Below are 23,599 nucleotides of genomic sequence, written 5' to 3' on the forward strand. Positions count from 1 at the left end.
TAGGTGCTGGTTTTCTCCACTTCCGACAAGGGCGGCACCGGGCGTTCGGTGACGAGTTCCAATATCGCCTACCGGCTGTGCATGTCCGGCCGCAATGTGGCCTATGTCGATTTCGACTTCGGCTCCCCGACCGCGGGCGCGCTCTTCGAGATCAGCACGGTCGAACGGGGTATCGCCGCCGGCGGGGTGCATTCGTATCTGCTGGGCGAGAGCGGTACCGCGGCCCGGGTCGACGTCGGCACCGCCACCGATCGCGCCGAACTCAAACGTATCGGACCGCGATCCGGACGGCTGGTGCTCTTCCCCGGCGACGAAGGTGGCGCCGAATTCCTCACCTCCGACGAAACGGTGGTGACCCGGTGCGCCGAACTCCTGGTCGCGCTGGAACAGGAATTCCGGGTGGTGGTGGTCGATCTCAGCGCCGGCCGCTCGGCGGCGCTGGATATCGCACTGCGGGCCACCGCGCTGCCGCAGCTGCGCCGCCGTACCGCCCGCTGGCTGATCTTCCACCGCTGGACCCGCCAGCACATTCTGGCCGCCGCGGGACTGGTCTACGGTCCGCACGGATTGCTGAGCACCGGCGAGAGCTGCGGGCACGACCCCGAGGAACTGCTCGGCTCCACCCGGTACGTCCGGACCGCGGTACCGGTGGCCGGTTCCCATCTCACCGCGCAGCGGGCCGCGCAGGCGGCCTGGCTGCAGGAACAGGATGTGGCCTTGCGCCGGCTCGCCACCGCGAACCGGCTGGGCTCGACCGCCGTGATCGGCTCGACCCCGATGGAGCCCATCCTGCAATGGCGTGAGCAGTTGATCCTCGACAGCGACGTCAACGCCAATATCGCCAACCCCGAGACCGCGCTGGCCTACACCGAACTGGCCCGGCGCCTTGTCGATATCGCGACCTGGGAGAGGCTCTAGATGGCCGACAGGCAGGTTTACACCGAGGCCACCGATCGGCCGTATATCGCACCGGTTCCCATGTCGCATCTGTCGATCGAGGTCGGCCATTTCTATCTGAACGACATCACGGGCGATCCCGGCCGGGTCCGCTCGGAGTTCCGCCGGATCGTGCCCCTGGTGGCGGCCTTCGTGGAATCGGCCCGGGTGCGGTACGGCCCCGAGGTGCGGGTCAGCACCTGCTATCTGATCGACGACTACGTGCAGCCGGATACCGACGCCGCCGAGATCCTCGGGAAGTTGCTGGACGCCGCGAACGAGGCCGGGCTGACCATCGACTATCTCGCCCGGGAATCCGGATGCTGGCAGACCTCCGCGTTCGCCGGTGGTGTGCCGTCCGGCGAGCCGATTCCGGTCGCCGAGATGGTGGCCGCGCGGATCGTGGCCGAACCCGCGCCCCCGGATACCGGGCGGCGGCCGCCCACCGTGGAATCGGGCTGGCTGTGCAACGGCCGCCGCTCCTCGGAGTTCGAGCAGTCGCAGGCCATGCGCAGCCGTACCTATCAGCCCCCGGAGGAATTCGGGCGGCGTGAACATTCGATCTTTCTCGACGTCCAGCTGTGGAGCAACGAGATCGTCGACGGCGTCTCGGTGACCCGGTGGTCCTGCCCGTTCCTGGCGGCGGTCTGGCACCTGCTGCGACTGGGCATGCTGCGCTATCACGGCGCCCCGGTGGCGGAACCGCAACCGTGGCACGGCGAACCGTGGCCGCACCGCTGGCACGAAGTGCCGCCGGTGGTCCGGCTCAACCCCGGCGCGGCGCCGTTCGCGGCCTATCAGACCCTGTCCATGCTGCCGAAACGGTATATCGGCATCGAGCACGCGGTCCGGCTGGTGCTCGACCATCTCGACCTGGACGACGATATCGTCCGGCAGACGATCGAGGCCGGTGCCGCCGACGCGGTCCCGGTGACCGTTCCGCGCAAGATCAGCGAACGGCTGTCACATCTGCTGCTGGACGGGTCCTGACATGGCCTCGACGGCACCGCTGGTCGTGCTGGGCGAGGTCCGTACCTGCCTGCTACCCTCCGCCGCGGCGCTGGGCCGGGCGGAGGCGGGCGAGCTGCTCGCGCTCATGCCCGGAAGCGCGGTCCGCTGGCGGGAACGGCCCGGCACCCTGGGCATCTCCCCGACCACCGCCGTCGGTGTCGACTGTGATCTGCCGATGGGCGAGACGACGGCGCGAATCGTCGGCACCGTCGCCACCAGCCTCGCGCTCACCGGCGGCAGGGTGTTGCAGTCCTCGGCGCGGACCCGGGTGATACGGGCTTCCGAGCGGCGGCGCCAGACCTGGTCGCACTACATCAGTCAGAAGGGGGTCACCGAGATCATCAGCCGGATCCCGGAGCGGACATCGGCCGCGACCGCGCTCGCGGAGGGGTATCTGACGCAGCCCGCCACCGGAGAGCGGCTCGACCTCGCTTCCATCAGCGAGCGCCTGCTGGCCCGGGTACGGGCCGATCCGCGGCTGGACCAGAATCCGCCGATGCAGACCGGTGCGACCCGGTTGCGCTGGATCGCACGCGTCGGGGGCAGTACCGGCCCCGCCGCCACCCTGCGCCTGGACGACGAGACCTGCCGGACGGTGCGGCTCATCGTGCGCACCGAGGCCGATCTGGAAGCCGCGGAACGCTTCTGCGAGGATCTCGCCGCGCACGACTGGCTGCTGACGGTCCTGGCCGGGGTGCTCGAGGAGGCCGACCGGTTCTCACTGCACAGCCGCGACCGGGTGGATGTCCTCGCGCCGGCGCTGGAACATCTCACCGGATTGTGGATGCCGGGCGCGCATACGCCCGCCGCGCTCCGCGCACTGTGGAAGGAACTCTCGAACGAGCCGGGCTTCTCCCGCCAATGGAACACCCTGGCGGGCCGGCTCCGCGACAATATCGCGGTGGCGACACTGTACGCACTGCGGCACAAGGCATTCGACTCCGAGTGGTAGCCGCGCCACCTCACATCCGGAACCATTTGCGCACCAGTAGCGCGAAGAACACCGACATGGAGACGGCCCCGGACCACCCCTCGATCACGAACAGCACCCGGGCGATATCGTGCAGCCCGCCTGTATCGCCGTATCCGAGCGGGTTCAGGAAACTGGTCACTCCCATGTAGACGGTGGGCCAGGCCCGCTGCTCGTTCTCGAATTGCAGTGCGGCCACGGTGAACAGCGCGATCTGCACGACCACCCAGCCCAGCAGCCACAGCGGCCGGAATCCGTGGCCGCACAGCACATAGGAGCCCTGGCCGGCCCAGCGGCGGAATCCGCGTGGCAGGGCCCGGGTATCGGCGCGGGCCAGGGCGAGCCCGCAGCGGTCCTCGGCCTCGTCGTCCTCGTTCATCCGGTACAGCGCCATCCCCCGCCGGAAGGCCAGCGCCGCGTGGGTGTACAGTCCGGCCGCGGACAGCTGGGCTCCGAGCAGTTCGTACTCCTCGGCCAGCACCGCGTTCTGCCGGGTGCTCAACCGCAACGGCCCGCGATACTCCACCTCCGCCGCGATCAATGCCGCGAGGACGGCACTGGGCACCCGCCAGCCCTCCTCGTCGTCGCTGGGATCGCGTGCCGCCGCGTAGATGTGCTCGAACACGAGACTGTCGGACCGGCGCCGGAGCGTACCGGGCGGATCGTAGTCGTCGAGCACCGTTTCGACATGGGCGGTGAACCCCGGCAGCGACATCCGGCCGGGGTCGTCTTCCCGGTCGATATCGGCGGTATGAGCAGCCGCGTGCCGGGCGATCCGGGTGGACACCGAGGCCACGGCCGGCGAAATCTTGCCCATGGCAAGATTTTAGCGGTCAGGGCTGCAGTCGATATTCGTAGACGTCACGCGGTTCGCCGGGGCCGAAATAGCGTTCGTCGTGGGCGACGAAATCGAAACCGGCCTGTTTGAACAGCTTGCTCGCCGAGTGGTTGTCCGGACGGACCGTCAGGTACACCAGGTCCATCCCGCGCTCACGGCACACCGTCAAGGTGTGATCGAGCAGCGCGCGCGCGTAACCCGCGCCCTGGTACTTCTTGGCGAGCGCGAAGGTGAACAGCAGAGCCCGGCCGGATTTCTCCAGTGTCAGCGCATAACCGATCACCGCGCCGCCGACTTCGGCGACCAGCCATTCCGCGCCGTGGAGTTCGAAGAGTTGACGCAGCATGAGGTACAGGTACGGTTCGGCGAATACCTCGGCCTCGATGGCCGCGATATCTGTCAGATCGTCAAAGCGAGCCTGCCGGTACTCCGGCTCCGGCGCCTTCGCGATATCCATGTGCTCCCTCATGCCAGGGCATATGCCGTCCGATTCCAGCCTAGAACGTCAACTCGCCGACCGCGCCAGTGTAGAGCCCGCGCAATCGTTCCGTGATCCGGCCGGGCGCGTGTTCACGACATACCCGATCGATCCCGGTCGACACAGCCGGTACGGAATCGATATCGCTACCCCCCGCCCCTTGACCTCAACAATAGTTGAGGAATCAAGCTTGTCGTACGGGCCGAACCGGGCCCGTGACCACGACTTGGAGGCCTCCGTGAACACCACCCCCGAATCCGGCACCCCGGCCGCACCGCTGCGGACGGCGGTCATCATCGGCAGCAGCCGCGACGGCCGGTTCGCCCCCGCGGTCGGCGACTGGTTCCTGGCGCGCGCCGCCGCCGACCCGGGGCTGGACACCACCCCGATCGACCTCGCCACCACCGAACTTCCGCATACCTTCGGCGCCCCCGCGCCCGCCGTCGAGGCGATCCGGTCGGTGCTGGCGGACGCCGAGGCGTTCGTGGTGATCACCCCCGAGTACAACCACAGCTACCCCGGCACGCTCAAGAACTTCATCGACCTGCACCATGCCGAATGGCAGGCCAAACCCGTCGGTTTCGTGAGCTACGGCGGTATCTCGGGCGGGCTGCGGGCCACCGAACATCTGCGCACGGTCTTCGCCGAACTGCACGCGGTCACCGTGCGCGATACCGTCAGTTTCCACAACCCGTGGCAGCGCCGCGACGGGACCGGCGCGCTGATCGGTGACCCCGCCGCCGATACCGCGGCGAAAACCCTGCTGAATCAGCTCGTCTGGTGGGGCGAGGCGCTGCGCACCGCCCGCGCCGCCCGCCCGTACACGGGCTGAACGCCGGCGCGGGACTGGCCGGTAGGGCCTGCGGGACCAGGCAATACGATGCACCGGTGACCGAATACGACCATCTCGACACCTCGACCCTGCCCGAGCGCCAGCGGCGGATCCTCGCCGCGATCGGCGATTTCGTCGTCCGGCACGGATACCCGCCGAGTACCCGCCGGATCGGCGAGGCGGTGGGGCTGCGGTCGGCGTCGTCGGTCGCGCGACATCTGAAGAGCCTCGAGGACAAGGGATTCCTGCGGCGTGGGGACGGGGTGTCGCGGCCGATGGATGTGCGGCTGTTCCTGAACACCGGCGCCGAAGCGGCACCGGACGGGGACGCGGTGGCCGTACCGGTGGTCGGCGATATCGCCGCGGGCACCCCCATCGCGGCCGAGGAACATATCGACGATGTGCTGTCGCTCCCGCGCGAACTCGTCGGCCGGGGCACGGTTTTCGGGCTGCGGGTACGCGGCGACTCGATGGTGGACGCCGCGATCTGCGACGGCGATATCGTCGTGGTCCGGCAGCAGCAGGAGGCACAGACCGGTGAGATCGTCGCCGCCATGCTGGACGGGGAGGCCACGGTGAAGGTGTACCGGCGGCGCGGCGGGCATATCTACCTGGAACCCCGCAATCCCGCCTACGAGGTCATCGACGGGGACCACGCCGTGGTCCTGGGCAAGGTGGTCTCGGTGATGCGCCGGATGTGAACGGCGCTCCCGCCGGGCGGGACACCCGGCGCGCCCGGGCCGCCCGATGGGGCATGATCGAATTCATGGCCGCCGACCCGGGACCGCAGGTCCCCGACACGATCGAGGAATTCCGCGCCCTCGCGCACACCCGGCTGGACGCGTTTCCCCGGGTCGCGGTGCCGGACGCACCGGGTATGCGCCGGGCCGCGGTGGTGCTGTGCGTGGTCGGCACCGGCGAGAATCTCGCGGTGATCGTGATCAAACGGGCCTACCAGGGCCGCAACGCCGGGCAGTGGGGGCTGCCGGGCGGGCGGGTGGAAGCCGGGGAGACACTCGCGGGCGCGGCGGCCCGGGAACTCCACGAGGAACTCGGTCTCACCACCCGTGACGCCGATATCCTCGGCGTTCTCGACGATTTTCCGGCGGCCTCCGGCTTCGCCATCACCCCGGTGGTCGCGACGCTCGCCGATACCTCGGCCCTGCGCCCGAGCCCGGACGAGGTGTACTCGGTGCATTTCGTGGACCTGGCCCGGCTGGCGGCCGATGATGTTCCGCACTGGATCCGGCAGGGACCCGCGGAGTCCGGCGCCGCACCGCCGGTGGAGGGCACCGGACTGCTACAGATGCGACTGGCGCCGGATATGACGATCCACGCGCCCACCGGCGCCATGCTGTGGCAGTTCCGCGAGGTGGTCCTGCGGGCACGCCCGCCGGAACAGGCCCGGGTGGCGCATTTCCTGCAGCCCGACTGGACCCACCACTAGGCTCCCGGGCGCGCTCCGGCCGGGCTCGCGCCGTGCCCGGGCAGGACACAGACCGCGTCGAGGCCCAGAACATGGTTGAGACGGCCGAAGGCGAGCCAGGAACCCAGGCACATACTGAGCTCGACGATCTCGGCCTGGGTGTAGCGCGCCGATATCCGCGACCAGAAATCCTCGTCCAGATTGTGGTGGTCGAGCGCGTAGCGTTCGGCGTATTCCGCGGCCAGCCGCGCCCGATCGTCGAGAGCCTCGGAATCCCGCCACGCGGATACGGCGTCGGCGAACCCCTCCTCCACCTTCTGCCCGTCCCGTTCGGTGCGCCAGTCCAGGCAGAAGATACAGCCGTTGATCTGCGCGATCCGGAGCCGCGCGGCCTCGAACTCGCGCAGGCCCAGCGTGGTGTGGGCGTACACGGCCATCGAGAAATTGGATGCGGCGATACCGATTCCGGGGACCATCTCGCCCCAGACGTAGCCGATGGGGTCTTTGCCTTCGGGAATATCGACTCTCATGACCGATCCTTTCCGAGTCGTCCGGCCGCGGGGCGCAGCGGCACATCGAGTGCGTCGTAGAGGCCTGGTCCGGCGTCCGCGAGCCAGGTGAGGGCGCCGACCAGCCGGCCGACCGCGGTGGCATTACCGCCGGCCGCGTAGTTACCGCCCTCGTCGGTCGCCTCGACGGTGACCTCGATCCGGGGGCGGCCTTCGATCACGACCCGGTGCGCGCCCTCACCGTTGGGCGGCGCGGGCCAATCCGGTGCGCACGACGGATGGATCCGGGTGATGTGCTCCACCACGATCCGCGGAACGCCGCCGACGATGCCCTGGACCTCGAACCGCATGGCGCCCTGGGTACCGGCCTCGAACTTGCCCATGGTCGCGGTCTCGATGGTGGTCTCGAGCGGGCGGCGTTCCAGGGTTTCGCGGATCTCGTCGAGTTCGACGCCGAGCGCGCGGGCCATCAGCCGCACCTGCCCGCCCCACACCATGGTGGGCACCGGGGGCATCACCATCGGCGGGACCTGGTCCATGGGCTGCCCCATACCGACCAGGTAGCGCACCGAATCCGGCTGGTCGTAGCTGGAATAGTCGAAGATCTCCTGGCAGCGCACCACATCCACCACGCTGCCCAGACCGCTGACCAGCAACGGCAACACATCGTTGCCCCAGCCGGGGTCGATACCGGAGACGAACAGCGACCCGCCGCCCGCGTCGATCGCGGCGAGGACCGGATCGCGGACCTCCGGCGGTGCGCTGCGATGGTCGTACAGCGCGTACAGCGCCGGTGTCACGACGATCGCACCCGCGGTCAGCGCGCGCACGATATCGGCGAGGGCGTCGTCGGGCCGGATATCCCCGGATGCCGCGTAGACGACGGCGCCGGGACTCGTCGCGAGCACCGCGCCGATATCGGTGGTGGCCGCGACACCGAGTGCCCGGTCCAGTCCGGCGAGCTCACCCGCGTCCCGGCCCTGTTTGGCCGGATCGTGCACGAGCACCGCCGCGAGGGCGAGTTCGGGGTGGGCGTCGACCGCCCGTATCGCGGCCCGGCCCACATTGCCGGTACCCCAGACGACCGTCGAGATCATCGCCGAATTCTAACAAGCGCTTGGTTGTGAAGGGCCGATTCCGGACAATCGCCGATCCGCGGCCCCGGAGGGGTCGCTTCATACCGATCGGGCGACGACGTGGTGTAAGTCTCGGTCGCCCGGAGTGCCGGACCCGGGCCCGTTCCGTATCGTTCTCGAGGTGACGGAATTCCTTACGGAGACAACGGAATACGATGTCCCGTCGGTTACCCGGATGTTACTTCGCGCGGACGGTTCGATGACCGTCCTGCTCGAGGCCCTGGTCGGGCGGCCGCTCGCCCTCGACCTCACCGACCAGCACGTCACCACCGCGCGGTCCCTGGAGCCCCCGGTCCGCGCCGCCCTGGGCTGCGGTACCGACGACCCGGTGGTGGTGCGCCGGTCCGCCCTGGTCACCGGCGAGGGCGTCGCGGTCTCGCTGAACCGGGTCGCCATCGTGGCCGCCGATCGCGAACTCACCGAACTGCTCACCGACGAACATCTGCCGATCGGTCACAGTCTCGCGGCGGGGCGGAGGCATCTGGCGCGCACCGTCCTGGGCACCGGTCTGACGCACTGGGCGGTCGGCGATGACGCCGGCCCGCCCTGCGCGTACAAGGAGAGCGTGCTCAGCGACCATCGGTCGATCCCGGTGGCGCATCTGCACGAACGTTTCAATCCGGCCGTGGTTCCACTCGGGGCGCACCGGTGAGGGTCCTCGTCGTCGGCGCCGGTATCGGCGGCCTGACCGCCGCGCTGAGTCTGCACGCCGCGGGGATCGACGTCCGGATCATCGACCGCGCGAGCGAACTCCGGCCCCTGGGCGTGGGGATCAACCTGCTCCCCCACGCGACCGCCGCGCTGGCCGGGCTCGGCGTGCAGGAGCTCCTCGCCGCCCGGGCGGTGGCCACCTCGGAGCTGCTGCATTTCGACCGGTTCGGCAACGAGATCTGGCGTGAACCCCGCGGGCTGGCCGCCGGGCACGACTGGCCGCAGTACTCGGTGCACCGCGGCCTGTTGCAGACGCTGCTGCTGGAGGCGGTCCTCGACCGGCTCGGTCCCGGCGCCGTCCACACCGGACACCGGTTCGTCACCGCCGCCGGGGAAGCCGGACGGGTACGCGCCGTGATCCGGGACCGGCGCGACGATACGACCACACAGTGGGATACCGATGTACTCGTCGGCGCCGACGGCCTGCATTCGGCGGTCCGCGCGTACCTCTATCCGCACGAGGGCGCACCGCGCTGGAACGGTATCCGGATGTGGCGCGGGACCGCCGACGCCGCCCCGTTCCTGACCGGCTCCTCGATGCTGATGGCCGGGAGCAATCACGCCGCCAAACTGGTCGCCTACCCGCTCGCGAACGCCGCCGACGGCGGCACCGTGCCGGTCAACTGGGTCGCGGAGGTGCGGACACCGCAGGGCACCCAGGGCGTCGCGGATTGGACCCGCACCGGCCGGCTCGCCGATATCGCCCCGTACTACGCGGGCTGGCGGATCGCCGGCTTGGATATCGGCGCCCTGCTGGCCGCCACCGACACCGTGCTCGAGTATCCGATGGTGGACCGGGATCCGCTGCCGCGGTGGAGTTTCGGACGGATCACCCTGCTGGGAGATGCCGCGCATCCGATGTACCCGATCGGCTCCAACGGCGGGTCGCAGGCGATCCTCGACGCGGTCGCCCTGGCCGAGGCACTGCGCGGGTGCGAGGATCCGGCCGCCGGGCTCGCGGCCTACGAATCGGCGCGCCGCGAACCGGCGAACGCGGTGGTGCTGGCCAACCGGGATATGCCGATGGACCGCACCCTGCGGCTGGTCGCCGAACGGGCACCGCACGGTTTCACCCGTATCGAGGATGTGCTGAGCACCGCGGAACTACGGGCGATCACCGACGGGTACCGCCGGACCAGCGCGACCCGGTGACGACCGGCGTCAGGGCTGTGGCAGCCGGTCACCCCGGACCACCTGGATATCGAGGTCCAGTTTGACGGTGGCGCCCACCGCGGCCACCCCCGCACGCACCATCGCGTTGTAGTCGATCGCGAAATCCTCACGCCGCAACAGTGTTTCGGCATGGAACGCGGCGCGCACCCCACCCCAGGGGTCGTCGCCGAATCCGCCGTAGGTCAGGTCCAGATCCACCGGACGACGCTGCCCGTGCAACATCAGCTCACCCGACATCACCCAGGTGTCGGCGCCGGTCCGGCGCATTCCGGTACCGGTATAGGTGATCAGCGGATAGTTGCCGACATCGAGGAAATCCGCGGACCGCAGATGGGTGTCGCGCATGGCGATCCCGGTATCGATACCGGCCGCGTCGATTTCGGCGCGACCGGTGGACTCCTCGAACACCGGCGCGACCTCGAGCCGCCCGCGCACCGTCCCGAAGCGCGCCTTGATACTCGAGATCCCGAGATGGCGGGCGGTGACCAGCACCGACGAATGCGCCGGATCGATGGTCCACGGCCCGGGCGGCGGGACCGCGACCGCCGCCGCCACCGCGGTCAGCGCGAGATCCCCCAGGGCGGCCCGGCCCGCGGCCGGGATCCGGACCGCCCGCGCCGCCGGTTGATATCCGGCGGCGGTGAGTACCGCGGTGTGCACACCCGGCGGCAACGGTTCGGTCGAGACCGCGCCGGTGGCGTCGGCGACCGCCCGGGTCAGCTGGCGGCCGCTCGTATCCGTGACGGTCAGCACCGCGTGCGGGACCGGCCGACCGCCGGTGCCGCGGACCCGGGCGGTCAACCCGGAACCGGCCATGACATCACCTTCTCACCCGTCGCGAATTGTCGGCACGAGCAAACACCCCGGGGCGAATATACCCAGGCCGGTATGGTCGCCGGTCAGTGGTCGAGGATGCGCAGTTCGCCGCCGACCCGGGTGAAGGCGGTGGGGGTGAGGCCGAACATGGCCCGGAACGTATCGCTGAAATGCGAGGGCGACGCGAACCCGGCGTCCACCGCCGAGCGGGTCATATCGTGGCCGGCCGCGAACGACCGCGCGACCCGCACCATCCGCGCCCACTGCACATAGCGCCGGAAACTGGTGCCGGTCTGCGCGGCGAAGGTGCGCAGGAAGTAGGAGGTGGACAGGCCCACCGAGCGAGCGGCATCCGGCGCCCGGTGCGGGGCCGCCGGATCGGCGCGGATCGCGGCCGCCGCCGAGGCGACGCGACCGTCACGCACCTCGGGAACGGGAATACTGGCCAGCTCGAGCAGGCGCTCGATATCGGGGACCGGATCCCGGCACAGCGCCACCAGATCCGCCTCGTGCCGGTGCGTGTGGGGGTAGGAGCCGGCCGATCCGGTCATCCCGCCGAGGCAGCGGGCCAGCCGGGCGCTGGTGGGATCGAAGAAGCAGAACAGCATCGTGCCGCTGCTGCGCACCAGATGGTGGGTCACCCGGGCCCGGAACAGGAAACTGCGCGCGTCGATATCCGGCGCGCCCGCCACCCGCACCCGGAACGGCGCGTCGACGCCCACGCCGAGCGACGGGATCGCGGTCGAATGCGCGTCCAGCCCCAGGCCGGGCCCGAGGTAGACGGCATGCCCCAACCGCACCCACAGACGTGCGGTCACCTCGGGCGCGGGGCACGTTTCCGGAAGTGCCGACACGGTCATACGCGCGACGATACCGGCGCGTACACCCGCTCGCGGCCCCCTTTTCCCCGGAACCCGCGACCACCGGCCCTCAGGAGGAGACGATGACCATCGAACCGACCGGGTACGACACCGGAACCGCACCCGCCCGGCACGAGACGACCGTCGACGGCGCCCGGTTGTGCTACGTGACGGCGGGATCCGGTGATCCACTGGTCCTGTTACACGGCTGGCCGGAATCGCACCGCGCGTGGCGGCATCAGATCGGCCCGCTGTCGACGACTCGCCGGGTCCTCGCCCCGGACTGGTTCGGCTGGGGCGATTCGGTCCGCGATACCGCGCGCGGCTGTGACTACGACAGTGAGGTCGATCGGATCGCGCGGATGTTCGACGCCCTGGGCCTGGACCGGGTGGATCTGGCCTGCCACGACTACGGCGGTTTCCTCGGCCTCGGTTTCGTCCAGCGCCATCCGGACCGGGTCCGGCGGCTGGCCCTGCTGAATTCGCGGGCACACGGCACCTTCACCACGCCGTACCGGCTGCTGTTCGGCATATTCACCGTCGCGGCCCGGCACCGCGCGACCCGGTGGACGGTCTCCACGGCGGCGGTGCATCCGATCCACCGGCGGGGTCTGTCCGGGTACCTGCGCAACGGGTCCTTCGATACCGCGGAGCTGGACCGCTATCTCGCGTTCCTGCGCACACCGGAGGGACGCCGCTGGTACGCCCACTTCTGGGCCGGGTACGAGGTCCGGGTGCGACCGGAACTCGGCGCCCGGCTCGGTGAGATCGATTGCCCGACCACCGTGATCTGGGGTACCCACGATCCCGCGATCCCGGTCGCCACCGCGGAAGAGCTGGCCGCGGGTATCCCCGGCGCCGAACTGGTGCGACTGGACGCCGACCACTTCCTCATGGAACAGCGCCCCGAACAGGTCACCGCGGCCCTGCGGGACTGGTTGCGCAGGCCCGCGCGATAGCGGCGAGCACGGGAGCCCCGGCGCCACCACCGGCCGGACCGCCGCCGGATTCCGGCACCCGGTTTCGCCCCGCCGCGCCCGGGTACCGCGACCGCATCCGGTGCGGATGATCCGGACGATGCCGGTAGGCGGGCGATACACCATCGACAGCTCCCGGAGGAACCATGCAGATCGGGTACAAACTGGCCGCCGAAGGCTTCGGTCCCGGGGAACTCGTCCGGCAGGCCGTACAGGCCGAAGCGGCCGGATTCGATTTCGTCGAGATCAGCGATCACTACCATCCCTGGCTGAACGAACAGGGCCATTCGCCGTTCGCCTGGGCCGTCCTGGCGGCGATCGCCGCCAGGACCGATCGGATCGGGCTCGCCACCGGCGTCACCTGCCCGACCGTGCGCTACCACCCCGCGATCGTGGCCCAGGCCGCGGCGACGGTTTCGCTGCTCTCCGACGGCCGGTTCACCCTGGGCGTCGGTTCCGGTGAAAGGCTCAACGAACACGTGGTCGGCGAGGGTTTCCCGGTCGATGTGGAAGGCCGCCACCGGCTGCTGCGCGAGGCGCTGGAGATCATCCGGCTGCTCTTCCGAGGTGGATACCGGTCGTATGACGGCCGCTACCTGCAGCTGTCGGATGCGCGGCTGTTCGACCTGCCCGGCGAACCGCCTCCGATCGCCGTGGCCGCGGGCGGCACCCGGGCGGCCCGGATCGCCGCCGAACTGGGCGACGGGCTCTTCGCCACCGAGGCGAAACCCGAGCTCGTCACCTCTTACCGCGAGGCGGGCGGCAGCGGCCCCCGCTACACGGAGATACCGATCGCGTGGGGGCCCGACGCCCGGGCCGCCGCGGAGGCCGCCCGGGAGACCACCCGCTGGGCGCTGACCGGGTGGAAGGTGATGAGCGAACTACCCAACCCGGTGAATTTCGCGGCGGCCTCGGCGACCGTGCGCACCGAGGACATTCTGGAGAACTTCGCCTGCGGACCCGATCCCCAGCGCTGCCTGGAGGTGGCCCGGCCGTTCGCCGAGGCCGGATTCGACCATCTGGTGACGATGAACACCGGCCCCGATCCGGACGGTTTCCTGGACTTCTACCGCAGCGAACTGGACAAACCGCTCCGGGCGCTCACCGCACGGCCGGACTGACGATTTCCGCCGGCCGGATTCGATCTCCGCAAGGGGGGTACGCGCCGGGGGTGAATGGCATGAGTATCAGAGACGTAGCGAAACGACCCGGTCCGTTCGCGTCGCTGTACATCGACGCCGAACACGATACCGAGGACGCCGAACACCGGCGGACGCTGCAGTGGCGCGCGCTCGCCGGAGAACTCGCCGAACTGGGGGCAACGGCGACGATGATCGAGACGCTGGGCGCGGCGGTCACCGGCAGCCCGCCGGAGCCGGGACATACCGGCCGCGCCCTGATCGCCGATTCCGGCGCTGTACTGCTCGACCGGCGGCTGCCGCAACCGCCACCGCGCGACACCGTGCGGGTCTCACCACTGCCGTATCTGCTTCCGCTGATCGAATCCGAGGCCCGGGAGGTCCCGCACGCGGTGGCCACGGTCGACAAGGTCGGCTCGGAGATGTACGGGGTCGACGCGCGCGGCACGGTGGTCGGCGAAACCGTTGCGGGCGAGGGCCATCCGATCCACAAGGTGCGACACGGCGGCGGCTGGTCGCATCGGTCGATGCAGCGGCGGGTGGAGGAGAAGGTCAGGCGCAATACCGAGGAGGTCGCCGCCGAGCTGACCCGCCTGGCCCGCGAGATCCGGGCCCAGGTGATCGTGGTGGCCGGTGAGGTGACCGCCAGATCGGCGGTGCGCGCGGCGCTCGGGTCCACCGGGGCACAGGTGGTGGAGGTCGAATCCGACGGCGACGATCTCGACGACGAGGTCCGCGAAATCGTCGCGACCGAGGCGGGGCACCGGCACGAAGAGGTGATCGCGCGCTACGACAAGGCGCGCGGCCGCGCCGAGGGATTGGCGGTCAGCGGGCTGGCGCCGACGGTTTCGGCGCTATTGGCGGCGAATACCGAGAATCTGCTGATCAATTCCACGGCGCTCGGCGACCGTACTGTCGCGCTGGACCCCGAACCGCTGCGCGACCCCGCCGCGCTCGGCGCACCGGGCGAGAAATCGGCGTGGACCTGCCGCGCCGACGAGGCGCTACCGGTGGCCACGCTGGTGCGCGGCGCCATCATCACCCCGGTCGACGAGACCGCGGCACCGCCGGAGGGCGTGGGCGCCCTGCTCCGCCACGCCTGATCACCAGCTGCGACCCGCGACCCGGGGGACGCCGACTGCCGGCGCCCCCGTCGCGGGCATACATCCGGCGGGTCCGCCGCTCAGGAGGGTGACTGCGCGGTCTGCGAGATATCGATGACCCCGAACGCCTCGCCCTGCGGCGCCGTGAGCACCCCCATCCGGCCGAACGGGCTGTCCTGCGGTCCCATCGCCACCGACGCGCCCAGATCGGTCGCGGCGGCGAGCACGCCGTCGGTGTCGTCGACCTGGAACCAGGCCAGCCAGTACGGCGGCGCGGACCCCGGTGACAGGGTGGAATCGTTGATCCCGCCGATCGGATCGGCGTCCGGTCCCGGCGCGAAGGTCGCGTAGGTGACGTTCTCCCCGTCCCCGACCTCGGTGAAGACCCAGCCGAACACCTGGCCGTAGAAGTCCTGGGCGCGCTTGTAGCCGTCGGTGTGCAGTTCGTTCCAGCAGTACGCGCCGTGCTCGTTGTAGATCGCGGCGCCGAAATGCCGCCGGGACTGCCAGACGCCGAACACCGCGGCGGTGGGATCGGCGGCCACCAGCATCCGCCCCACGTCCATCACGTCGAACGGCTCCACGAGTACCGCCCCGCCCGCCGCGCGAATCGCCTCGGCCGTCGCGTCCGCGTCGTCGCTGGCGATATAGGTCGTCCACACCGACGGCATCTCGGGCCCGGGCGGTTTGGGCCCGATACCGGCGGCCGGGCGGCCGTGGCGCATCGCCATCAGATAGCCGCCGGCCTCCGGCGCGCTGTCGGCGATCTCCCAGCCGAACAGGGCGCCGTAGAACTCACGCGCCCGGGCGGTGTCGTCGACCTGGCAGTCGACCCAGCACGGAGTACCGGCGGGCCAGGGTTGTTCACGTACCGGCATATCGTGTCCTTCGTTCTCGGTTCGCGCGAGTCGAGCGATAGCGGGGCGCATGTCAGCCCGGCACCGACAGCCGTTGCACTACGCGGAGCGCTTCCCCGGCTCCGCCGGCTAAACCGTAGCGATCACCCACCTCCCGGGCAACAGGCCGCGCCCGGGCCGACGGAGATAACCGCCGTCCGGTACGGCGTCGCCCCGGCGACGCGGGCGTACCGCGGCGCCCGGCCCCTCCCGTTCGCGCCGGGAGCCGCGGCCCCACGAGCACCGCCGGGGGCTGCCCGGCCGGAATCAACCCACCCACGGCCAGACGATTATGTATACATAGTTCGGAACCTACCCCGGTCCAACTGGGATTATCGGCAATTTCTTGCATACATTCCACCCTTCTGCATACAGTGTGCGCGGTATGTGGGTCCGATCACAAGGCCGACCGGCCTGCGGCACGCACCACACCACATTCGGCTTCACCGTGCCGGGCACGGCACATCAGCGGCGGATATCCGCCGACGGCATCGCCGCCGTCAGTCAGGAGTGACCATGAGTACCCGGGCACCCGCTCGTTCGCCGGGGCGCGTCCGCGCCATCGTCGGAGCAACCGTCGGGCATACGATCGAGTTCTTCGATTTCACCGTGTACGGCTTCCTCGCCGTCCACATCGGAGCCACGTTCTTCCCGTCCGAGGATCCGACGGCGGAACTGCTGAGCAGTTTCGCGGTGTTCGGCCTGGCCTTCCTCGCGCGGCCGCTCGGCGGGTTCGTACTCGGCCCGCTGGCCGACCGGATCGGCCGCAAACGGGTGCTGGTGCTCGTGCTGACGGTGATGGCCGCCTGTTCGGTGGGTATCGGCGTCCTACCCGGATACGACAGCTGGGGGATCGCCGCGCCGCTGGTACTGGTGCTGCTGCGCACGCTGCAGGGTTTCTCCGCCGGAGGCGAGTACGGCAGCGGCAGCGCCTTCCTGCTCGAATACGCCGGACCCAACCGCCGGGCGTTCGGTATCAGCTGGCTCACCTTCGGCACCACGGCCGGACTGATGCTGGGGATCACCGTGGTCACCGGTCTGACCGCGGCGCTCGGCGACGAGACGATGGCCGACTGGGGCTGGCGGATCCCGTTCCTGCTCGCCGCGCCGCTGGCCGGTATCGCCCTCTACATCCGCGCGAAACTCGAAGAGACGCCCGACTTCCGGACGATGAGCGAAACCGGTGCGCTGAGCAGTTCGCCGGCCCGCGAGGTACTCGGCCGGGGCCGCCGCCTCGCCCTCATCGTGGGTATCGGCGCCATGCACGCCACCTGCTTCTACGCGGTCTTCACCTATATGCCGACCTATATCGGCACCGTCAACGACTACGGCGCGACCTTCTCGCTGGTCTCCACGATGTGCGCGGGCGCCGCGACCATGGTGACGCTGCCGCTGGTGGCCCGGGTCTCCGACCGGATCGGCCGCCGGCCGGTACTGCTGGCGGGATCGCTCGGTTTCGCGGTCCTCGTCTTCCCGGTGTTCGCCGCGATAACCCTCGGGAACCCGGTCCTCGCACTGGCCTCCCAGCTGGCGCTGGGCTTCCTCACCGCCGTCTACCTGTCCGCCTCCGCGGCGGCCATGCCGGAACTGTTCCCGGCGGCGATCCGCTCGACCGGCGTCTCCATCGGGTTCAACATCCCGGCCGCGGTCTTCGGCGGCAGCGCGCCCTTCGTGGCCACCTTCCTGATCCAGCAGACGGGCTGGACTCCGGCGCCGTCGATCTATCTGCTGGGCACCGCCATTTGCGGTGCGGTGGCCGCCTTCCTGCTGAAGGGCAGCGATCTGCACGCCGACGATCTCGTCGATATCGACGAAACCCGCGCGCCGGTCCTACCTGCCGCCGCCCTGCGCCGCTCCCCCGATCCGATCCACTGACCCATCCGGCACACCGAGATTCCAGGCGAGGACCGCAATGCCCACATCCAGAGCCGGTGAACTGACCCGCAGCGCCGTCGACGAGATCCGGCAGTGGGTGCTCAACGGCGAGATCGAACCCGGAGAACGCGTCCGCGAAGTGGACGTGGCCGCCCGGCTGGGAATGAGCCGCACCCCGGTACGCCAGGCCTTCCAGCTGCTCAGCGCCGAAGGGATCCTCGACGCGCGCCCGGCCGGCGGTTTCGAGGTGCCGCAGTGGTCGCGCGAGGAGATCGACGAGATCTACCAGCTGCGGGCGGTGCTCGAATCGTTCGCCGCCCGCCGGGCCGCCATGCGCTCGGACCGGGTGCCGATCGCCGCGCTGGCCGATCTCGCCGCGGAGATGACCCGCATCGGGCGCGCCGACGAACCCGACCGGCATCTGCTGGGCGAGCTGAACCTGCGGTTCCATCAGCTGGTGTTCGAATCCTCGGGCAGTCCCCGCCTGGTCGCGGCGCTCACCGGGGTGACCCACGTCCCGCTGATGCACCGGATCTTCTTCCTCTACACCCGTTCGGAAATGGAGAAGACCCTGCAGGAACATCATCTGCTGGTGGACGCGCTCAATGCCGGCGACCCGGATTGGGCCGCCGGTATCCAGCACGCGCATATCCTCGCGGCCCGGTCGGTACTGCTGAACCGGCTGGCACGTCAGGACCGCCGCGGCGTCCCGGCCGCTTCCGACGGCGAGGCGCAGTCGTGACGCTCGCCGCCGAATCCGCCACGCGCCCCGGCCTCGACGGCGATCCGCTGGACCCCAGGCGTTTCCTGCGGGGCGCCGCCGAGGGCCCGGCGCCGCTGGTGGTGGCCGGGGTCGCGCGCGCCACCGGCGCCGTCGCACACACCGGGTCACCGGCCGACGACACCGACCCGATCCGCTTCCACACCGCCGATGCCGATCTGGTGGATACCGCCGCGGCGGCCGCCGATACCGCCCGCGCCCGATGCGCCCGGCTGGATCGCGCCGAGCGCGCCCGGATTCTGGAGTCGATGGCGACCGCCGTCGACCGGGACCGCGAGGTACTGGCCGCGGTGCTGACCCGGGAGGTCGGTAAGGCACTGCGCGACAGCCTCGGTGAGGTCGACCGTGCCGTCGCGACACTGCGCGCCGCCGCGCACGGGGCCGCCGGGCTGGTCGGCCGGGAGATCCCGGTCGACGCCGTACCCTCCGGGCGCGGGCGCCGCGCCCATACCGTGTGGGAACCGGTCGGCGTCGTCACCGCGATCTGCGGTTTCAACTTCCCGCTGCTGCTGGCCGTGCACAAACTCGGCGCGGCCATCGGCGCGGGCTGCCCGGTCCTGCTCAAACCCAGCGACCGGACTCCCCTGGCGACCCTGGCGCTGGCCGGCTACGCGATCCGGGCCGGCTGGCCTCCGGCCGCGATCAGTGTGTTGTGCGGGGACGGCGCGGTCGGCGCCCGGATGGTCGAACACCCGGCCGTGCGGCTGGTCTCGTTCACCGGCAGTACGGCTGTGGGCGCGGCGATCGCCGCCGCCGCGGGCAGCCGGCTGAAGCGCACTGTCCTCGAGCTCGGATCCAATACCGCGACCCTGGTCGCGGCCGACGCCGATCTGGAACTGGCCGCGCAGCGCTGTGCGGCCGGGGCGATGGTGTCCTCCGGCCAGTCCTGTATCTCGGTGCAGCGCGTGCTCGCGGACCGGTCGATCGCCGCGGAACTGGCCGCCGCGATCGCCGGGCACGCCCGCGCGTTGCGGGTCGGGGATCCCTACGATCCCGGCACCGAACTCGGCCGGGTGATCTCCGCCGAGGCAGTGGCCCGGCTCGGTGCGCTGATCGACGACGCGGTCGAGCACGGCGCGCGGTTGCTCACCGGCGGTGTCCGGGGATCGACGGTGCTGCCCACGGTGCTGTTCGATCCGGCGGACGAGGCCGAGATCGGCCACGTCGAAGCGTTCGGCCCGGTGGTCGCCGTCTACCCGTTCGATTCCCTCGACGAGGCGGTCGCGACGGCGAACGCTCCCGAGTTCGGGCTCATGGCCGGGGTTTTCACCCGCTCCCTGGATACGGCCACCGCACTGGCCGGCGCGCTCGAGACCGGCGGTGTGCATATCAACGACTGCGCCAACTTCCGCGCCGACAACATGCCCTACGGCGGCGTGAAGGGCAGCGGATACGGCAAGGAGGGGCCCGAATCGGCCATCCGGGAAATGTCCGTCGAGAAGGTTGTGACCTGGCACCGCTAGCCGAGTCCGCGTCAACGCGAAAGTGAATGTACTGCACATGAATCGATCCGATCCCGTCGACGTGGTCATCGTCGGCGCCGGCCTGGCCGGCGGTATCACCGCCGCCGAGCTGGCGCGGGCGGGGCTGTCCGTGGTCTGCCTGGAACAGGGCGACTGGCCCGACTACGCGAAGGCCCGCGCCGATTTCGACGATTACGAGGTCACCGCCGACCTGCACTGGGCGCGCAACCCGAACAAACGCGCCGCGGCCGCGGATTATCCGGTCGACGACACCGAATCCGATATCAGCCCGCTGATGTGGAACGGGGTCGGCGGCGGGACGGTGCTGTACTCGGCGAAATGGCATCGGATGACACCCGGCGACTTCCGGGTCCGGTCGCTGGACGGCGTCGCCGACGACTGGCCGATCTCCTATGAGGACCTCGAACCGTTCTATGTGGAAGCCGAACGGCAGCTGGGAGTCTCCGGGCTGGCGGGTAATCCCGCCTATCCCCCCGGAGCGGGACCGCCCAACCCGCCGGTGCCGCTGCGGGCGTCGGGCCGGTTGATGGCGAACACTCTCAACGAACTCGGCTGGCACTGGTGGCCCGGGTCCAACGCCATCTCCACCCGCGTCTACCGCGATCTCAAACCCTGCCGCCAGCACGGCACCTGTATGTCGGGCTGCCCCGAGGGCGCCAAGGCCTCGACCGATATCACCCACTGGCCGGCCGCCCTGCGCGACGGCGCGCGGCTGCGCACCGGCGCCCGGGCCACCCGGGTCCTGATGGAGAACGGACGCGCGACCGGCGTCGAATACATCGACGCCGACGGCCGCCTGGACGCGGTGTACGCCCGCGCGGTGGTCCTGTGCGCCAACGGTCTCGGCACGCCCCGGCTGCTGCTGATGTCGGCGACCACCGGTCACCCCGACGGGCTGGCCAACTCGTCGGGCCTGGTCGGCACGCATCTGATGATGCATCCGTTCGCGGCGGTGGCCGGGGTGTTCGAGCAGGATCTGGGCACCACCGCCGGATCGTGGGGGCAGCAGATCCACAGTATGCAGTTCTACGAGACCGACGAATCGCGCGGTTTCGTGCGCGGCGCGAAATGGGGCCTGCAGCCGACGGGCGGCCCGCTCGGGATCACCCGCTCCTACCCCTGGGCCCAGTCCGACGCACCGATGTGGTTCGAGGATTTCCACCGCACCCTGCGCGGCCGCCTCGGGCATACGCCCATGTGGAGCATCGTCGCCGAGGATCTCCCCGTCGCGTCCAACCGGGTGACCCTGTCCGGATCACTCACCGACAGCAGCGGACTGCCGGCGCCGAAGATCGGCTACCGCACCGACGCGAACTCCCGCGCCATGCTCGATTGGCACACCCGGCGTGCGGTCGAATCCTTCGAGGCGGCCGGAGCCGTGGAGACCATCGTCGGCCCGATGGTCAAGGAGAGCGGCTGGCATCTGATGGGCACCGCCCGGATGGGCGACGACCCGCGGACCTCGGTCACCGACCGGTACGGCCGAACCCATGACGTGGACAATCTGTTCGTTTTCGATTCCAGCACCTGGGTGACCAGCGGCGGCGTCAATCCGGCCGCCACCCAGGCCGCACTGGCGCTGTGGGGCAGCCGCCACCTCGTCGAGAACCGGAGGCAGTTGGGATGACCCGTCCACCCACGTTGACCGACGAGGAACGCGAAACCGCCTACCTGCTCGCCGAGGAACTGATTCCCGAGCAGCCGGGCGAACTGTCCGCCGATCAGGCCGGCCTCTCGGCCGAGTTCCTCGACCGGGTGCTCGCGCTACGGCCGGATCTGGTGCCCGGCTTCCGCGCTCTGCTGGCCCGGGCATCCGGCCGGCCGGCCCGCGGGTTCTGCGACCGGCTCCTGGCCGGGGAACCCGCGGAGTTCGAACGGCTGACATTCGTCCTGGCGGGCGCCTATCTGATGAGTCCCCGGGTCCGGGACCGGCTCGGCTACCGCGGCCAGGTCGGCGAACCCCAGCTGGGCGAACCGCAACCCGAATACGCCGGGGACGGGCTCCTCGCGACGGTGCGGGCCCGCGGCAGCATCTACCGGCCCACCCCGTAGCCCGGACCTCCCGCACACTTGCCTATATTGTGAGTCGCCACCCATAATGTGAGCCAGCTGTGGCGCGGGTCACGGCGCACGACCGCCGGAGCGGCGGGACGAGCACTCGGCACGGGTGCGACTCGATGGGATGAACACATGTCAGACCTTGCAACGATGGCCAATACGGCCGCGGCGATCCTCGCCGTGGTGGTGCTGATCATCCGGTTCAAAATCAACCCGGCGGTCTCGCTGGTGATCGGTTCGGCGTATCTGGGGCTCACCGCCGGGCTGGGAGTGGAGAAAACCGTCGACACCATCGCGACGGGTTTCGGCGACATCATGGCCGAGGTCGGCCTGCTGATCGCCTTCGGTGTGCTGATGGGCGCGATGCTGCAGGAAACGGGCGCCATCGAACGCCTCGTGCGATCACTGATCCGGGTATTCGGCGTCAACCGGATGCCGCACGCGCTGTCGCTCACCCTGGCCACGGCACTGCAGTCGATCTACCTCGATGTGCTGCTGGTGATCTCGGCGCCGCTGGCGCGCAATATCGCCGCCAAACTCGACCGCAAGGGCACCGCGCGCATGGCCACCGCGCTCGCCATCGGCGGCGAATGCGGCATCGTGCTGACCGTGCCCGGCGTCGGCGCGCTCGCATTGGCCGGATTGCTCGGGGTGCCGCTGGGCAAGATGCTGCTCTTCGGCGTGCTGCTGGTGATCCCGACCGTCGCGATCGCGGTGAGCATCATGTGCTTCCTCTTCGACCGCGGCTGGTGGAACGAGGAACGCGACGAACAGATCGACCCGGAACCGGAAACGGAAACGGATACGGCACTTCCCGCGGCCGGCGCCACCGCCGGCGTCACCACGAAGACCTCCGCCGAGCCGACCGCGGACGTCTCCGCGACCACGCGCACGCGGACACCGCTCGCCCTGCTCCTGGCGCCGCTGTTCACCGCGCTGGTCCTGATCGCCGTCGGCGCGATCCTGGATGTCGCCGAGATCCGCAACCCGGTGATCGAATTCCTCTCCACCCCCGTGATCGCCCTGCTGATCGGTCTCGTCGGCACCAGCGTGGTGGGCCGGCGCACCGTAGGGATCGACCGGATCCAGCGGTCCATCGGCACCGGTTTCAAGGAGAGCGGCCAGATCCTCATCCTGACCGGGGTCGGCGGTTCGCTCGCGGCGACCGTTTCCGCCATCGGCCTCGGCGATATCCTCGGCGAATACTTCACCGCGAGCACGGCGGCACCGCTGCTGATGGTGTGGGTGATCGCGGCCGCGCTGCATATCGCGGTGGGGTCGGTGACCATCTCGGCCATCACCGCCGCCGGGATCCTGGCCCCCGTGGCGCCCGCGCTCGGTATCGATCCGGTACTGATCGCGCTGGCCGCCGGCGCCGGCTCCCTGTTCGCCGTCCACGTCACCAGCAACACCTTCTGGCTACTGCAATCGCTGATGGGACAGACCACCCGGGGCACGTTGAAAACCTGCTCCGTGGGCGTCTCGGTCGCCTCGGTGGTGGCGATCCTGCTGATCATGCCGCTGAGTGTCGTGATGTAGGCACGGACACCGGCCAGGACCTCCGGCGTGCGCGCCGGCCAGTGAACACCC

The 23,599-nt window shown here is 70.1% G+C and carries 24 protein-coding genes; 17 read left to right on the top strand and 7 right to left on the bottom strand.

What is annotated here, in order from left to right; all coding sequences use genetic code 11:
* Positions 1-3 precede the first annotated feature (3 nt).
* The 3 genes from ACZ6SF_RS22910 to ACZ6SF_RS22920 are packed head-to-tail and all read left to right on the top strand — an operon-like array spanning position 4 to position 2,899.
* On the top strand, positions 4-918 hold the full coding sequence (locus ACZ6SF_RS22910; RefSeq protein ID WP_466064288.1) for an SCO2523 family variant P-loop protein: 915 nt from the start codon (positions 4-6) through the stop codon (positions 916-918).
* Positions 919-1,926 (top strand): SCO2522 family protein, encoded by a 1,008-nt coding sequence (locus tag ACZ6SF_RS22915; RefSeq protein WP_466064290.1) that lies wholly within the window; start codon positions 919-921, stop codon positions 1,924-1,926.
* A 1-nt stretch (position 1,927) separates the two neighbouring features.
* Complete coding sequence (locus ACZ6SF_RS22920; protein WP_466064292.1) at positions 1,928-2,899, top strand: SCO2521 family protein; 972 nt, start codon at positions 1,928-1,930, stop codon at positions 2,897-2,899.
* Between the two features lie 10 nt (positions 2,900-2,909).
* Here the strand turns inward: ACZ6SF_RS22920 and ACZ6SF_RS22925 are convergent, their stop codons facing one another.
* Positions 2,910-3,734, bottom strand: a complete 825-nt coding sequence (locus ACZ6SF_RS22925; protein ID WP_466064293.1) for a hypothetical protein — start codon at positions 3,732-3,734, stop codon at positions 2,910-2,912.
* A gap of 16 nt (positions 3,735-3,750) precedes the next feature.
* Positions 3,751-4,212, bottom strand: a complete 462-nt coding sequence (locus ACZ6SF_RS22930) for a GNAT family N-acetyltransferase (protein ID WP_466064294.1) — start codon at positions 4,210-4,212, stop codon at positions 3,751-3,753.
* Positions 4,213-4,471: 259 nt separating this feature from the next.
* Here ACZ6SF_RS22930 and ACZ6SF_RS22935 point away from each other — a divergent pair, with 259 nt between their 5' ends.
* From ACZ6SF_RS22935 to ACZ6SF_RS22945, 3 genes are read left to right on the top strand one after another with little or no spacing between them, the layout of a single operon-like run.
* The gene (locus ACZ6SF_RS22935) at positions 4,472-5,065 is read left to right on the top strand and encodes an NADPH-dependent FMN reductase (protein ID WP_466064296.1); all 594 of its coding nucleotides are present in this window, start codon (positions 4,472-4,474) and stop codon (positions 5,063-5,065) included.
* A 56-nt stretch (positions 5,066-5,121) separates the two neighbouring features.
* The gene (gene lexA, locus ACZ6SF_RS22940) at positions 5,122-5,766 is read left to right on the top strand and encodes a transcriptional repressor LexA (protein WP_466064297.1); all 645 of its coding nucleotides are present in this window, start codon (positions 5,122-5,124) and stop codon (positions 5,764-5,766) included.
* Positions 5,763-6,512 (top strand): NUDIX hydrolase, encoded by a 750-nt coding sequence (locus tag ACZ6SF_RS22945; protein WP_466064299.1) that lies wholly within the window; start codon positions 5,763-5,765, stop codon positions 6,510-6,512. Before lexA ends, ACZ6SF_RS22945 begins: the two co-directional genes overlap by 4 nt.
* On the opposite strand, the gene ACZ6SF_RS22950 is transcribed toward ACZ6SF_RS22945, so the two are convergent.
* Both ACZ6SF_RS22950 and ACZ6SF_RS22955 read right to left on the bottom strand, forming a co-directional pair.
* On the bottom strand, positions 6,509-7,021 hold the full coding sequence (locus ACZ6SF_RS22950) for a carboxymuconolactone decarboxylase family protein (protein WP_466064300.1): 513 nt from the start codon (positions 7,019-7,021) through the stop codon (positions 6,509-6,511). The two genes, ACZ6SF_RS22945 and ACZ6SF_RS22950, sit on opposite strands and share 4 nt — an antisense overlap.
* The gene (locus tag ACZ6SF_RS22955) at positions 7,018-8,097 is read right to left on the bottom strand and encodes an NAD(P)H-dependent amine dehydrogenase family protein (RefSeq protein WP_466064302.1); all 1,080 of its coding nucleotides are present in this window, start codon (positions 8,095-8,097) and stop codon (positions 7,018-7,020) included. The genes ACZ6SF_RS22950 and ACZ6SF_RS22955 overlap by 4 nt, the downstream gene beginning before the upstream one ends.
* A gap of 238 nt (positions 8,098-8,335) precedes the next feature.
* Between ACZ6SF_RS22955 and ACZ6SF_RS22960 the strand changes: the two genes are divergently transcribed.
* On the top strand, positions 8,336-8,788 hold the full coding sequence (locus tag ACZ6SF_RS22960) for a hypothetical protein (RefSeq protein ID WP_466064303.1): 453 nt from the start codon (positions 8,336-8,338) through the stop codon (positions 8,786-8,788).
* A complete protein-coding gene (locus ACZ6SF_RS22965) occupies positions 8,785-9,999 on the top strand; it encodes a flavin-dependent oxidoreductase (protein WP_466064304.1) in 1,215 nt (404 codons plus the stop codon). Before ACZ6SF_RS22960 ends, ACZ6SF_RS22965 begins: the two co-directional genes overlap by 4 nt.
* A gap of 9 nt (positions 10,000-10,008) precedes the next feature.
* On the opposite strand, the gene ACZ6SF_RS22970 is transcribed toward ACZ6SF_RS22965, so the two are convergent.
* A complete protein-coding gene (locus ACZ6SF_RS22970; RefSeq protein ID WP_466064306.1) occupies positions 10,009-10,836 on the bottom strand; it encodes a YceI family protein in 828 nt (275 codons plus the stop codon).
* 83 nt (positions 10,837-10,919) lie between these two features.
* Positions 10,920-11,696 (bottom strand): helix-turn-helix transcriptional regulator, encoded by a 777-nt coding sequence (locus tag ACZ6SF_RS22975; protein ID WP_466064308.1) that lies wholly within the window; start codon positions 11,694-11,696, stop codon positions 10,920-10,922.
* Positions 11,697-11,779: 83 nt separating this feature from the next.
* On the opposite strand from ACZ6SF_RS22975, the gene ACZ6SF_RS22980 reads away from it, so the two are divergent.
* The 3 genes from ACZ6SF_RS22980 (at position 11,780) to ACZ6SF_RS22990 (ending at position 14,915) form a co-directional block, all read left to right on the top strand.
* Positions 11,780-12,655 carry an alpha/beta fold hydrolase gene (locus ACZ6SF_RS22980; protein ID WP_466064310.1) on the top strand — a complete coding sequence of 292 codons (876 nt, stop codon included), beginning with the start codon at positions 11,780-11,782 and terminating at the stop codon, positions 12,653-12,655.
* Between the two features lie 164 nt (positions 12,656-12,819).
* Positions 12,820-13,794 carry a TIGR03557 family F420-dependent LLM class oxidoreductase gene (locus ACZ6SF_RS22985; RefSeq protein WP_466064312.1) on the top strand — a complete coding sequence of 325 codons (975 nt, stop codon included), beginning with the start codon at positions 12,820-12,822 and terminating at the stop codon, positions 13,792-13,794.
* 59 nt (positions 13,795-13,853) lie between these two features.
* Positions 13,854-14,915, top strand: coding sequence for an Rv2629 family ribosome hibernation factor (locus ACZ6SF_RS22990; protein ID WP_466064314.1), 1,062 nt, complete (start codon positions 13,854-13,856; stop codon positions 14,913-14,915).
* A gap of 80 nt (positions 14,916-14,995) precedes the next feature.
* Here ACZ6SF_RS22990 and ACZ6SF_RS22995 read toward each other — a convergent pair whose 3' ends face one another.
* Positions 14,996-15,793, bottom strand: a complete 798-nt coding sequence (locus ACZ6SF_RS22995; RefSeq protein WP_466064315.1) for a VOC family protein — start codon at positions 15,791-15,793, stop codon at positions 14,996-14,998.
* A 534-nt stretch (positions 15,794-16,327) separates the two neighbouring features.
* Between ACZ6SF_RS22995 and ACZ6SF_RS23000 the strand changes: the two genes are divergently transcribed.
* From ACZ6SF_RS23000 to ACZ6SF_RS23025, 6 genes are all read left to right on the top strand, one after another.
* Entirely contained in the window at positions 16,328-17,686 is a 1,359-nt protein-coding gene (locus tag ACZ6SF_RS23000) for an MFS transporter (RefSeq protein WP_466064317.1), read from the top strand.
* A gap of 37 nt (positions 17,687-17,723) precedes the next feature.
* Positions 17,724-18,428, top strand: coding sequence for a GntR family transcriptional regulator (locus ACZ6SF_RS23005; RefSeq protein ID WP_466064318.1), 705 nt, complete (start codon positions 17,724-17,726; stop codon positions 18,426-18,428).
* Positions 18,425-19,930 carry an aldehyde dehydrogenase family protein gene (locus ACZ6SF_RS23010; protein WP_466064320.1) on the top strand — a complete coding sequence of 502 codons (1,506 nt, stop codon included), beginning with the start codon at positions 18,425-18,427 and terminating at the stop codon, positions 19,928-19,930. Before ACZ6SF_RS23005 ends, ACZ6SF_RS23010 begins: the two co-directional genes overlap by 4 nt.
* A 37-nt stretch (positions 19,931-19,967) precedes the next feature.
* Positions 19,968-21,578, top strand: a complete 1,611-nt coding sequence (locus ACZ6SF_RS23015; RefSeq protein ID WP_466064322.1) for a GMC family oxidoreductase — start codon at positions 19,968-19,970, stop codon at positions 21,576-21,578.
* Positions 21,575-22,003 (top strand): hypothetical protein, encoded by a 429-nt coding sequence (locus ACZ6SF_RS23020; RefSeq protein ID WP_466064324.1) that lies wholly within the window; start codon positions 21,575-21,577, stop codon positions 22,001-22,003. The genes ACZ6SF_RS23015 and ACZ6SF_RS23020 overlap by 4 nt, the downstream gene beginning before the upstream one ends.
* Positions 22,004-22,141: 138 nt before the next feature.
* The gene (locus ACZ6SF_RS23025; RefSeq protein ID WP_466064326.1) at positions 22,142-23,548 is read left to right on the top strand and encodes a GntP family permease; all 1,407 of its coding nucleotides are present in this window, start codon (positions 22,142-22,144) and stop codon (positions 23,546-23,548) included.
* Positions 23,549-23,599 lie beyond the last annotated feature (51 nt).

The sequence above is a fragment of the Nocardia sp. NPDC049935 genome (assembly GCF_055586645.1).

Bases quoted from the DNA above. Each gene is read 5' to 3' on its own strand.
- ACZ6SF_RS22915 (WP_466064290.1), top strand. From the start codon at position 919: ATGGCCGACAGGCAGGTTTACACCGAGGCCACCGATCGGCCGTATATC.
- ACZ6SF_RS22920 (WP_466064292.1), top strand. From the start codon at position 1,928: ATGGCCTCGACGGCACCGCTGGTCGTGCTGGGCGAGGTCCGTACCTGC.
- ACZ6SF_RS22925 (WP_466064293.1), bottom strand. From the start codon at position 3,734: ATGGGCAAGATTTCGCCGGCCGTGGCCTCGGTGTCCACCCGGATCGCC.
- ACZ6SF_RS22930 (WP_466064294.1), bottom strand. From the start codon at position 4,212: ATGGATATCGCGAAGGCGCCGGAGCCGGAGTACCGGCAGGCTCGCTTT.
- ACZ6SF_RS22950 (WP_466064300.1), bottom strand. From the start codon at position 7,021: ATGAGAGTCGATATTCCCGAAGGCAAAGACCCCATCGGCTACGTCTGG.
- ACZ6SF_RS22955 (WP_466064302.1), bottom strand. From the start codon at position 8,097: ATGATCTCGACGGTCGTCTGGGGTACCGGCAATGTGGGCCGGGCCGCG.
- ACZ6SF_RS22960 (WP_466064303.1), top strand. From the start codon at position 8,336: ATGACCGTCCTGCTCGAGGCCCTGGTCGGGCGGCCGCTCGCCCTCGAC.
- ACZ6SF_RS22970 (WP_466064306.1), bottom strand. From the start codon at position 10,836: ATGGCCGGTTCCGGGTTGACCGCCCGGGTCCGCGGCACCGGCGGTCGG.
- ACZ6SF_RS22975 (WP_466064308.1), bottom strand. From the start codon at position 11,696: ATGACCGTGTCGGCACTTCCGGAAACGTGCCCCGCGCCCGAGGTGACC.
- ACZ6SF_RS22980 (WP_466064310.1), top strand. From the start codon at position 11,780: ATGACCATCGAACCGACCGGGTACGACACCGGAACCGCACCCGCCCGG.
- ACZ6SF_RS22985 (WP_466064312.1), top strand. From the start codon at position 12,820: ATGCAGATCGGGTACAAACTGGCCGCCGAAGGCTTCGGTCCCGGGGAA.
- ACZ6SF_RS22990 (WP_466064314.1), top strand. From the start codon at position 13,854: ATGAGTATCAGAGACGTAGCGAAACGACCCGGTCCGTTCGCGTCGCTG.
- ACZ6SF_RS22995 (WP_466064315.1), bottom strand. From the start codon at position 15,793: ATGCCGGTACGTGAACAACCCTGGCCCGCCGGTACTCCGTGCTGGGTC.
- ACZ6SF_RS23000 (WP_466064317.1), top strand. From the start codon at position 16,328: ATGAGTACCCGGGCACCCGCTCGTTCGCCGGGGCGCGTCCGCGCCATC.
- ACZ6SF_RS23005 (WP_466064318.1), top strand. From the start codon at position 17,724: ATGCCCACATCCAGAGCCGGTGAACTGACCCGCAGCGCCGTCGACGAG.
- ACZ6SF_RS23015 (WP_466064322.1), top strand. From the start codon at position 19,968: ATGAATCGATCCGATCCCGTCGACGTGGTCATCGTCGGCGCCGGCCTG.
- ACZ6SF_RS23020 (WP_466064324.1), top strand. From the start codon at position 21,575: ATGACCCGTCCACCCACGTTGACCGACGAGGAACGCGAAACCGCCTAC.
- ACZ6SF_RS23025 (WP_466064326.1), top strand. From the start codon at position 22,142: ATGTCAGACCTTGCAACGATGGCCAATACGGCCGCGGCGATCCTCGCC.